Annotated in this window: 8 protein-coding genes; 5 read left to right on the top strand and 3 right to left on the bottom strand. The window is 54.9% G+C overall.

The window, feature by feature from the left end; genetic code table 11:
- Positions 1-19: 19 nt before the first annotated feature.
- Positions 20-1,357: a TolC family outer membrane protein gene (locus ACR42C_RS11090; protein ID WP_163329275.1), complete on the bottom strand. Its 1,338-nt coding sequence runs from the start codon at positions 1,355-1,357 to the stop codon at positions 20-22.
- Between the two features lie 738 nt (positions 1,358-2,095).
- Here ACR42C_RS11090 and ACR42C_RS11085 point away from each other — a divergent pair.
- Both ACR42C_RS11085 and ACR42C_RS11080 read left to right on the top strand, forming a co-directional pair.
- The gene (locus ACR42C_RS11085; protein WP_163329273.1) at positions 2,096-2,839 is read left to right on the top strand and encodes a DeoR/GlpR family DNA-binding transcription regulator; all 744 of its coding nucleotides are present in this window, start codon (positions 2,096-2,098) and stop codon (positions 2,837-2,839) included.
- A 13-nt stretch (positions 2,840-2,852) separates the two neighbouring features.
- Positions 2,853-3,920: an oxidoreductase gene (locus tag ACR42C_RS11080; protein ID WP_479985131.1), complete on the top strand. Its 1,068-nt coding sequence runs from the start codon at positions 2,853-2,855 to the stop codon at positions 3,918-3,920.
- Positions 3,921-4,030: 110 nt separating this feature from the next.
- On the opposite strand, the gene cybB is transcribed toward ACR42C_RS11080, so the two are convergent.
- Positions 4,031-4,561, bottom strand: coding sequence for a cytochrome b561 (gene cybB / locus ACR42C_RS11075; protein WP_116340047.1), 531 nt, complete (start codon positions 4,559-4,561; stop codon positions 4,031-4,033).
- A 189-nt stretch (positions 4,562-4,750) separates the two neighbouring features.
- On the opposite strand from cybB, the gene gap reads away from it, so the two are divergent.
- Positions 4,751-5,752 (top strand): type I glyceraldehyde-3-phosphate dehydrogenase, encoded by a 1,002-nt coding sequence (gene gap / locus ACR42C_RS11070; RefSeq protein ID WP_166711064.1) that lies wholly within the window; start codon positions 4,751-4,753, stop codon positions 5,750-5,752.
- A gap of 62 nt (positions 5,753-5,814) precedes the next feature.
- Here the strand turns inward: gap and ACR42C_RS11065 are convergent, their stop codons facing one another.
- On the bottom strand, positions 5,815-6,609 hold the full coding sequence (locus ACR42C_RS11065; protein WP_316379094.1) for a YdcF family protein: 795 nt from the start codon (positions 6,607-6,609) through the stop codon (positions 5,815-5,817).
- Positions 6,610-6,936: 327 nt separating this feature from the next.
- On the opposite strand from ACR42C_RS11065, the gene ACR42C_RS11060 reads away from it, so the two are divergent.
- Complete coding sequence (locus ACR42C_RS11060; RefSeq protein ID WP_116341129.1) at positions 6,937-8,256, top strand: MFS transporter; 1,320 nt, start codon at positions 6,937-6,939, stop codon at positions 8,254-8,256.
- A gap of 157 nt (positions 8,257-8,413) precedes the next feature.
- Positions 8,414-10,066, top strand: coding sequence for an MFS transporter (locus ACR42C_RS11055; RefSeq protein ID WP_116340053.1), 1,653 nt, complete (start codon positions 8,414-8,416; stop codon positions 10,064-10,066).
- The last annotated feature ends 16 nt before the right edge of the window (positions 10,067-10,082 follow it).

Below are 10,082 nucleotides of genomic sequence, written 5' to 3'. Positions count from 1 at the left end.
CAGCTATGCGTGGCTTTTGTTAACTCAAATCGGGTAATTTTGCGGCAGCGTTTTTCTCTATTCCAATAAGCGGCATTAAATTATCAACCGCGGAAGCATAATTAATTGCCGAACTCCAGCCATCATACTCGGCAATTATTTTCGCCGACGTGGCCTGCCAGACATCCTGCTCAACGCTGAGCAAATCATTAATGCTCCGCTTGCTCAGGGTGTATTCATTTTTATAAACCTCGCGGGCCCGCAGCGCGTTTTCCAGCTGCCGCTTCCCGGCCTCCATTCTTCCCCGTGCGCCGGTCCAGTCAGCCTGTGCGACGGAGGCCTTTTGCAGAACGTCGAAACGCGCCTGATCGACCTGAGAGGATGCCATCGCCCGTGCGCCTTCAGCCTGCCGCACGCGTGCGGATACCGCGCCGCCCTGATAAAGCGGTGCGTCAATATTGAGCTGGATCTGGTCGTCCCAGTAGGAACGGTTGTCCGATTCGTAACGCGTGCGTCCCCCTTTCAGGCTCAGGGTTGGCCAGTGCTGGGACTTCGCCGTTTCAACGCCATACTGGGCAGAACGTTCCATGTTTTGCGCAGCCATTACCGCCGGTATCAACGAATAATCAATGCGGTTGAGCGAATCCGGCTCAACCGCAAGGTTTGCGGGTACCGGCGAATAGTTATCCGCCTGCATCCCGGTTAATACCGCGAGCCGCGCGCGGGCGCTGTTCAACGCGGCGTTATACTGCGCCACCGTCGCCTGCATGCCGGCAATCCGCGTGCGGGTCTGGAGCTCATCGGAGGTGGAACTCACGCCCGCATCGGCGCGCAGTTTGGCCAGCTGCTCCACGTTTTTCAGCGCCTGAACGTTATCTTTTGCCGCCTGTAACAGGTCTGAATAGCGTTTAACCTCCACGTAGCCGAGCGCCGTTTTTTCCGCCACATCAGAAAGTGTGCTCATGAGCTGATAGCGGTAGCTATCGCGCCGGGCGGAAGACTGGCTGATGCTGTTGTTGGTCTTGCCAAAATCGTATATCAGCTGGGTAAGGCTCAGCCCCCAGGCCGCAGAATTCTTCAGCGAACCGCTGGAATCGGTGGTCTGGCTGTGCCCCGTGCTCCCGTTTAAGGCTATTTGCGGCATCCAGCCGCTGCGCGCCTCATCTATTTGTGCCTGACCAATACCTAACTGCGCGGCCTGCTGGCTAACAGAGGGGTCGCGGTCGATAGCAAAAAGGATACTTTCTTTTAAGGTTGTCGTTGCCACCGGGGCAATACCCACCTGGCGACTATTGGCGTAAGCCGTATTAATGGCTAATGAAATTAATGCCAGCGCAGCTATAAATTGGCGTGACACAGGCTTGTGCAATATCGTCATTTTTATCTCCCTGACTCTGAGTGATACTCAAAACAATTACCCAAAAAGAGGTATAGATAATTAGACAAATATCTTTTTCGCTCCCTCACTGAATTTCAGGTAAAACGTCCCATACCCATTTCCATTGGAGATGAGAAGCGCCTTCGTCTTATTAAAAATAAGAATTTACTTATTTCTTAAGTTGATTTGCAGCATAACAAAATGTGGTATAGGCCACTACACCCGTAATGTTAATATGGTGTTACAAACAAGAAAAAACATGGGGTTTCTGGACAAAACTCCGAAAATGGCCTTTCAAATGAAACACCCAAACCCTCTGTTATTTAAGGAAAATTCTTAATCTCCTCTGCGTACATTTTTGCGTTAATTTCTTGGCGGGTCAGACACAAAGATTTTCAAAGAAGTGTCAATTTAAGTAACCAACACACTTATGTTGACATTAAATTCCATTAAAAAACTAATGTAAGCAATTAAATGCTATTTATATTGTTTTTATCAGAACATTAATCCCATTAAGGGGTGCGCACTGGTTACATAATCCAAATAATTAATAAAAACAAAACAGTAACACTCTGGTTAACATTCAGAACGGCTTAATGATATCTGTTTAATATAATTTCAATAATCACCTATCTAAACGATTTCTCTCGTCGTCATTGCGATTCCATTCTCACCCTTCCCTCTGCTTTAAAATGCTGTATTATGCAAACTATTGCGACATTTTGCAGGATTACTGCCATGCACAAAACCGCACGTCAGCGCTATGTCCTTGATATTCTCAGTGAACAAGGTCAGGCCAGCATCACCGAACTGGCAGAAAAGCTGCAGGTTTCAGCGGATACTATTCGTCGGGATCTAACCGATCTGGAAAATCAGGGCCTTGCCCAGAAGAATCACGGCGGGGCAATTGCACTCAATCTTTCGGCCATGAATCGTCAGGGCCGCAATACCCTGCTGCCGGAAACCAAGCAGCGCCTCGGGAAACGGGTTGCGCAGGCGGTTCCGCCGGGTTCCACCCTGTTTCTGGATGCCGGCAGCACGGTGATGGCCGTGGCCACTTTTCTACAGGGGCCTCACACCGTGATCACTACCTCGCTGGATATCGCCCAGCATTTTAGTGACCGGGAGGACATAGAGCTTGTTCTGCTCGGCGGAAACTGGGACCGGAAGCAGCGCCTGTTTGCCGGAAGCGCCACCTTGTCCCTGCTGTCCCGCTATCGGGCAGATATCGCCATTCTTGGGGCGTGCGCCCTTCATGCCGAACTCGGTTTGAGCGCCGGTAAAGAAGCGGATGCCGAGGTAAAACGCGCGATGCTCGACGCCAGCCATGCTGGCTGGATTGTCGCCGATCACCTGAAGGTTAACCGCTGCGAACCGTATCTGGTCTCCGGGTTAACCGACATTCATCAACTCTTTTTAGATCGTCCCTGGCCTGAGCTTGGGGACCCAGGCGCATTGCAGGTCACGGTGTGCGCGAATTAACGTGGAGAAGGTCATGAGTAAAGTTCAAACAATCAACATTGCGCTGATCGGGTATGGATTTGTGGGGAAAACGTTCCATGCCCCGCTGATCCAGTCCGTGGACGGGCTTAAGCTGGCGGTGGTCTCTTCCCGTGATGAAGAGAAGGTTAAACGCGATCTGCCGGACGTACAGGTGGTGGCGACGCCGGAAGAGGCCATTCAGCATCCCGATATCGACCTGGTGGTGATTGCCTCTCCTAACGCCACCCACGCGCCGCTGGCGACGCTGGCCCTGAACTCGGGTAAACACGTGGTCGTGGATAAGCCTTTCACCCTTGATATGCAGGAAGCCCGGGACCTGATTGCCCTGGCGGATGAAAAGCAGCTTCTGCTCTCCGTTTTCCACAACCGTCGCTGGGACAGCGATTTCCTCGGCATTAAGCAAATTATCGAGCAGGGTACGCTCGGCAAGGTTAAGCATCTGGAGTCGCATATTGACCGCTTCCGCCCGGAAGTGCGCGTGCGCTGGCGCGAGCAGAACGTGCCCGGCAGCGGCCTGTGGTTTGACCTGGGGCCGCACCTGATCGACCAGACGCTTCAGCTGTTTGGCCTGCCAGAGTCTGTGCAGGGAAATATCGCAACGCTGCGCGACGGCGCAGAGGTTAACGACTGGGCGCACGTGGTCTTAAATTACCCGGAACATAAGGTGGTTCTGCACGCCAGCATGCTGGTGGCTGGCGGTACGGCGCGCTTTACCGTCCACGGCGATAAAGGCAGCGTGGTGAAAGCCAGAATCGACCAGCAGGAAGCGCAGCTGCTTGCTGGCGTGCTCCCCGGCAGCGACGCCTGGGGTGAAGACGACGACAGCCTGGTGTTCTTTGGGGCTGACGGCGAACCGCAGACGATCCCGACCACGAAAGGCGATCAGCGCCAGTACTACGTCAACGTACGTGATGCACTGCTCGGGAAAATCACCAATCCTGTCCATCCTGTCGAGGCGTTAGCGGTCATGGCTGTTCTGGAAGCGGCGGTGATATCGTCAGAGACGGGGTCAACGCAGACGCTGGCGTTAACTGATGAAGAGCGTGCGCAGCTGGGTTAAAAAACACGCCGGGTGACGCGTAGCGATCCCGGCCTACGATTCAGAGCCGTTTGTAGGCCCGTGCAAGCGAAGCGCCGCCGGGCAAGAAAGGCGGCGACAATGTTTCAGCACTACTGACGCTTTTTCGGCATCATGCGCAGAAGAGTATTATCTTTCCAGAAATAGTGATGCATCAGCGCCGCCGCCGCGTGCAGACCAATCACGAAATAGCCCAGGTTTGCCAGCGTCTCATGCCACTCCTTCAGCACATCCACCAGGTCAAAATTCCCCTCCGCCGCGTGCGGCATCGCCAGACCGAAGGCGAACCAGTCGTTTCCGCGGTTATACATCATCACAATGCCAATCAGCGGCAGCGCAATAAACAGCAGATAGACAATCAGATGCCCAAGGTGAGACATACCGGTGATCATCGCTTTGGGTTTCGGCTGAATGGGCGGTGCGGGAAACTTGAGGCGGATCAGCAATCGCGCCACCATCAGCACCAGAACCGAGATCCCGCAGGAGACGTGGATCATGTTTATAAGCGGACGGTCAGTACGCGGGAAAAAGCCTCTGAATTCCATCGCGCTGTATGCGACGACGATTAACAAAAACACCAGCCAGTGAATCGTGATTTGCAGGCTTGTATATTTAGTGCGCATGGGATTTCCTGAAAAAAAACAGTCACCGCGCCAACATAATCTCCTTTCCTTAAAAATTCATTAACTTTTCTGTATGGTTTTTCAAATACTTCCCGTCGTATGAAGTATCTTCAATTGCCGCCCTGCCCGTGATGGTCTAAGCCTGGATGAGTTCAAACTGTCGTATCGACACGTTCACAGGAGAACATCATGAGTAAAATTGGCATTAACGGATTTGGACGCATTGGACGCCTTGTGCTGCGCCGCCTTCTTGAAACCCAGGACAGCAATACCGTCGTCGCCATCAACGACCTTACCTCCCCGAAAGTCCTGGCCTACCTGCTCAGGCATGATTCCAACTACGGTGGCTTCCCGTGGAGCGTGGACTTCACCGAGGATGCGCTGATCGTCGACGGTAAAACCATCGCGGTGTACGCCGAAAAAGAGGCAAAGCACATTCCGTGGAAAGCCGCGGGCGTGGATATCGTCGTGGAGTGCACCGGCTTTTATACCTCAGAAGAGAAATCGCGGGCGCACCTGGACGCCGGAGCGAAGAAAGTGCTGATCTCGGCACCTGCGGGTGAGATGAAAACCATCGTCTACAGCGTGAATGACGACACCATTGACGCCAGCGATACCATTATTTCCGTCGCGTCCTGCACCACCAACTGCCTCGCTCCGCTGGCAAAAGCCCTGAACGACGCGTTTGAAATTAAAGTGGGCACTATGACCACCATTCATGCCTACACCGGCACCCAGGCGCTGGTGGATGGGCCGCGCGGGAAAGATCTTCGCGCCTCGCGGGCGGCGGCAGAAAATATTATTCCGCATACCACCGGTGCGGCGAAAGCCATCGGTCTGGTGATCCCCGCGCTCAGCGGCAAACTGAAAGGCCACGCCCAGCGCGTGCCGGTGAAAACCGGCTCCGTTACCGAGCTGGTAGCGATTCTGGGTAAAAAGGTGACGGTCGAGGAGATCAACGCCGCGCTGAAAAAGGCGACCCAGGGGAATAAATCGTTTGGGTATACGGATGAGGAGATTGTCTCGTCCGATGTGGTTGGCTCGCACTATGGTTCGGTCTTCGACGCCACGCAGACGGAAGTGTCAGAAGCGGGAGATCTGCAGCTGGTGAAAGCCGTGGCCTGGTATGACAACGAATATGGTTTTGTGACCCAGCTGGTGCGCACGCTGGATAAGTTTGCGGCGCTGTGATTTTCCAACCCTACCCCTCATCCTAACCCTCTCCCCAAAGGGGCGAGGGGATTGTTCCGTGCTCAGATTATTTTACGTGCGCCCTTCAGGACCGGGTCCTGTTGTAACCGTCTCCATGCGGCGGTGACGACCTCTGGGAACTCAACGTGAGCGATATAATCACGCCCGGCCGGGCCATAGCCGTTAACGTCATCATACAGCCGCGGCAGTTCACCCAGAATCAGTGAAAGATAGCGATCAACGGGCCACAGCCCGGCGGTGTCCTCGCTAAATTCCACGCCCTCTTTTCCGTTTTGCAGCATCGGCGTAAATCCGGGATGGCCTATCCACTGCGGTGGCGCGGGCTCATCGCGGCACACGCGGTCAAAGGTTGCCATCGTGCGGCGCTGCATCGTCGGGTCCTGCACCACCAGCACCCGCCCGCTTGTCCGCTGGCGTTGCTTCAGCATGTTCCAGCTAAAACGCGCGTTCTCACCGCAGTTAGTGGAGCGATCTTCAATCCACACGCGCTCATCGGGGATCTGCCAGAACTCCCGCGCAACGTCGGCAAGAATGCTTGCTTCCGCCCGCCCCGCGACCGATAGAGTGTGATAACGCGGGTGTTTGCGGATCGCTTCATATAAAAACGTGGTCGAATGGCCGATGCCGCCGCTGATCAGAAGCGGCACGTTTTTCTGAGAGGCAATACGGCAGGCCGCGTCAATGGTCGGGATCACCGCGTTGCCAGCCAGAATCACCACATCGACCGCCGGGGGCTGACGGGTCTCGCTCAGGTCGTCCTGCGCCAGCCATGCGCCGACAGTATTGATGGCCGCCAGCGTGGCATCCGCCAGAATGGGAAAATGGGGCTGAACCATGGTCAACTCCTCATGTTGTTGAATCGCCGAATTTATCGTTTTTCTGAAATAACCAGAAACATCCAAATATCATCAGGTTGCACCTGCCTATTATGCTTTTGATTTCCAGCCTTACAAAACATTGTATTGTACAGACGTCATGGAAAAGCACCCAACGCTGCTTATTTCGCCGTGATCTGACCAGTTTCCACCCCCCTGCTCTTGCCAAATACAACATCCAACCCTAAGTTGCTTAACAATTTGACAACCTTTTTCATCATCACGGGTTGCACCTGAAGCGCGCCAGGTGACACCTCATACATCATCAACGTGGCGGGGTTTCAGGTCATGACAGAACATGAAAGTACGACGACGGTATTACGAAAAAATAAGAAGGTGTTAATCGCCAGCCTTACCGGGAGCGCCATTGAATGGTTTGACTATTTTCTCTACGGTACGGCGGCCGCGCTGGTCTTTAATAAGATCTTTTTCCCGATGGTCGATCCGGTGATCGGACTCATTCTCTCGTATCTCTCTTTCTCATTAACCTTTTTTATCCGTCCGATTGGCGGGGTACTTTTCGCCCATATCGGCGACCGCATTGGCCGTAAAAAAACCCTTGTACTTACCCTCTCTTTGATGGGAGGTGCAACCGTCATGATCGGCCTGCTCCCAACGTATGACATGATTGGCCTGTGGGCGCCCGCTCTGCTGATCCTGATGCGTATTATTCAGGGGATGGGCATAGGCGGTGAATGGGGCGGCGCGCTGTTGCTGGCCTACGAATACGCGCCCGAAAAACGTAAAGGCTTCTTCGGCAGCATTCCACAGGCGGGCGTGACCATCGGCATGCTGATGGCGACCTTCATCGTTTCGCTGATGACGCTTTTCAGTGAGGAAGATTTCCTCTCCTGGGGCTGGCGCATCCCGTTCCTGCTGAGTTCGGTTCTGGTATTGCTTGGCCTGTGGATCCGCAAAGATATCGATGAAACGCCTGATTTTAAGAAAGTCAAAGCGTCCGGTCAGGTGGCTAAGGCTCCCCTGCGCGATACGCTGAAGCACCACTGGCGTGAAGTGCTGATTGCCGCCGGTCTCAAAGTCGTGGAAACCGCGCCGTTCTATATTTTCTCTACGTTTGTGGTGAGCTACGCCACCAGCACGCTGACCTATCAAAAATCGCAGGCGCTGGAGGCCGTGACGCTGGGAGCCCTGGTGGCTACGATAATGATTCCGTTAATGGGGCTGCTCTCGGATAAAATTGGCCGTCAGCGTATGTATGCCACAAGCGTCTTTATCCTCGGTTTGTTTATCGTGCCGTGGTTTATGTTGCTCAATACCGGTACAACCTGGGGCATCGTGCTCGCAACGGTCATCGCCTTTGGCGTGCTGTGGGCACCGGTAACGGCGGTACTCGGCACGCTGTGCTCTGAAATCTTTAGCGCAAACGTACGCTACACCGGCATTACCCTCGGTTATCAGCTCGGTGCCGCGCTGGCTGGCGGTACTGCCCCGCTGATTGCCACCGGCCTGCTGGCAAAATATGACGGCGACTGGGTTCCGGTGGCCTGGTATCTTGCCGTCACGGTGGTCATCTCCTTAATCGCGATCTTCTGCGCCAGCCGCGTCAAGCGTGCAACACTCATCCAGGCGCAGCCCGAACGTCTCTGACCTTTCCCGGCCCGTCCCCCGGGCCGCTCTTTTTACTTAAATTTTTCTTCTACATTTGATTAACATGCGTAAATCATATTCACTTGAATTATCATTTGCGGCAGACGTAGAATCGCCAGCCCGCTAATTATTCAATTATTTCTAAGGTAATGACGTTATGCGCCTGCCCGAACGCGACCCTTATGCTCCTCGCGAGTGGCAGCCACATGAGAAACCCGCCCTGCTGGGTTCACCTTCCACCCCGGAGCACAGTACGCCAAAACGCGTCGCCTACGGCGTCGTTGGCCTGCTGGTATGTCTGACGGGGGCGCTGGGAAATGCGGTGGTGACCGCCAACCTGCAAAACCTGCAGGGAACCTTCGGGGCCTGGTCGACCGAAATCGCCTGGCTACCCGCGGTCTATGTGATGACCAACATCTCCATCAACCTGCTGCTGGTCAAATTCCGCCAGCAGTACGGCCTGCGCGCCTTTACGGAAGGTTTTCTGGTGCTGTACGTACTGGTCACCTTTTTCCACCTGTTCGTTAACGATCTCAGCTCGGCGCTGATGGTGCGCGCCGCGCACGGGATGGTGGCCGCGGCGCTCAGCTCGCTGGGGATTTATTATCAAATACAAGCCTGGCCTGCGAAGCACCGCCTGAAGGCGCTCACCATCGGCATCACCGGATCGTCGCTCGCTATTCCGCTGGCGCGTCTCTTTTCCACCGAACTGCTGCAGCTGGACGAATGGCGTGGGCTCTATTTCTTCGAGCTCGGGCTGGCGCTGATCTCCCTTGCCTGCGTGATAGCCTTAAAGCTGCCGCCGGGGGATCGGCGCAAGGTCTTTGAGAAGAAAGACTTCATCACCTTCTTTTTACTGGCTCCTGGTATGGCCCTGCTCTGCGCCGTGCTCTCGTTAGGCCGCCTTGAATGGTGGTTCGAGGCGCCGTGGATCGGCTGGTCGCTGGCGCTATCGCTGGTGCTCATTGTTTCCGCCATCGTGTTTGAACATAACCGCAGCAACCCGCTGCTGAACACCCGCTGGCTGTCGAGCGGCAGCATCGTCCGTCTGGGGCTCATTATGCTGCTGATCCGCATCGTGCTGGCGGAGCAAAACACCGGCGTCATCGGCTGGCTGCAGTACGTGGGGTTGCAGAACGAGCAGATGACCCACCTGGCGTGGTCCATTTTCGCCGGGATCGTCTGCGGGATCGTCACCAGCTGTCTCACCATCAAGCCGACGAAACTTGCGTGGCCAATCATCACCTCTCTGGCGCTGATGATTGTTGCCTCGCTGCTGGACAGCCAATCCAACAACCTGACCCGCCCGGATCAGCTGATGCTAAGCCAGTTCCTGCTTGGCTTCGGCAGCGCCTTCTTCCTGGCACCCGCCATGCTGGCCGCCATTGGCGGGGTGATCGCCGACCCGCGTAACCTGGTCAGCTTCTCGGTGATGTTCGGTATGAGCCAGAACCTCGGTGGCCTGCTGGGATCAGCGATTCTCGGCACCTTCCAGACCTGGCGCGAGAAGTACCACTCCAGCCTGCTGGCGGATCAGCTCACCACGCTCAACCCGCTGGTCAACGAGCGAATTCAGCTATATACCCAGATGTATAAAAGCCTGATTGGCGACAGTTCGCTGCTGGGAACGCAGGCCATTACCCAGCTACAGACGGTGACCACCCTTGAGGCAAACATTCTGGCTTACAACGATACTTATCTTCTGACGGCGAGCATTGCCGCCGCCACGCTGGTCTGGATTTTATGGCGCTTGCTGCGCCTGCGCATCACTGCCCGTATGGCGCTGAAGAACGCCACCGGCAACAAATAATTGAATTATTTCTGGA

It is taken from the genome of Enterobacter sp. MG-EB028 (assembly GCF_056673305.1).
This window is presented reverse-complemented; position numbering and strand designations above follow the sequence as displayed.

What these genes read in the sequence shown, in the direction of transcription:
- ACR42C_RS11085 (WP_163329273.1), top strand. Translation starts at nt 2,096, where the DNA reads ATGCACAAAACCGCACGTCAGCGCTATGTCCTTGATATTCTCAGTGAA.
- ACR42C_RS11090 (WP_163329275.1), bottom strand. Translation starts at nt 1,357, where the DNA reads ATGACGATATTGCACAAGCCTGTGTCACGCCAATTTATAGCTGCGCTG.
- gap (WP_166711064.1), top strand. Translation starts at nt 4,751, where the DNA reads ATGAGTAAAATTGGCATTAACGGATTTGGACGCATTGGACGCCTTGTG.
- ACR42C_RS11060 (WP_116341129.1), top strand. Translation starts at nt 6,937, where the DNA reads ATGACAGAACATGAAAGTACGACGACGGTATTACGAAAAAATAAGAAG.
- cybB (WP_116340047.1), bottom strand. Translation starts at nt 4,561, where the DNA reads ATGCGCACTAAATATACAAGCCTGCAAATCACGATTCACTGGCTGGTG.
- ACR42C_RS11055 (WP_116340053.1), top strand. Translation starts at nt 8,414, where the DNA reads ATGCGCCTGCCCGAACGCGACCCTTATGCTCCTCGCGAGTGGCAGCCA.
- ACR42C_RS11080 (WP_479985131.1), top strand. Translation starts at nt 2,853, where the DNA reads ATGAGTAAAGTTCAAACAATCAACATTGCGCTGATCGGGTATGGATTT.
- ACR42C_RS11065 (WP_316379094.1), bottom strand. Translation starts at nt 6,609, where the DNA reads ATGGTTCAGCCCCATTTTCCCATTCTGGCGGATGCCACGCTGGCGGCC.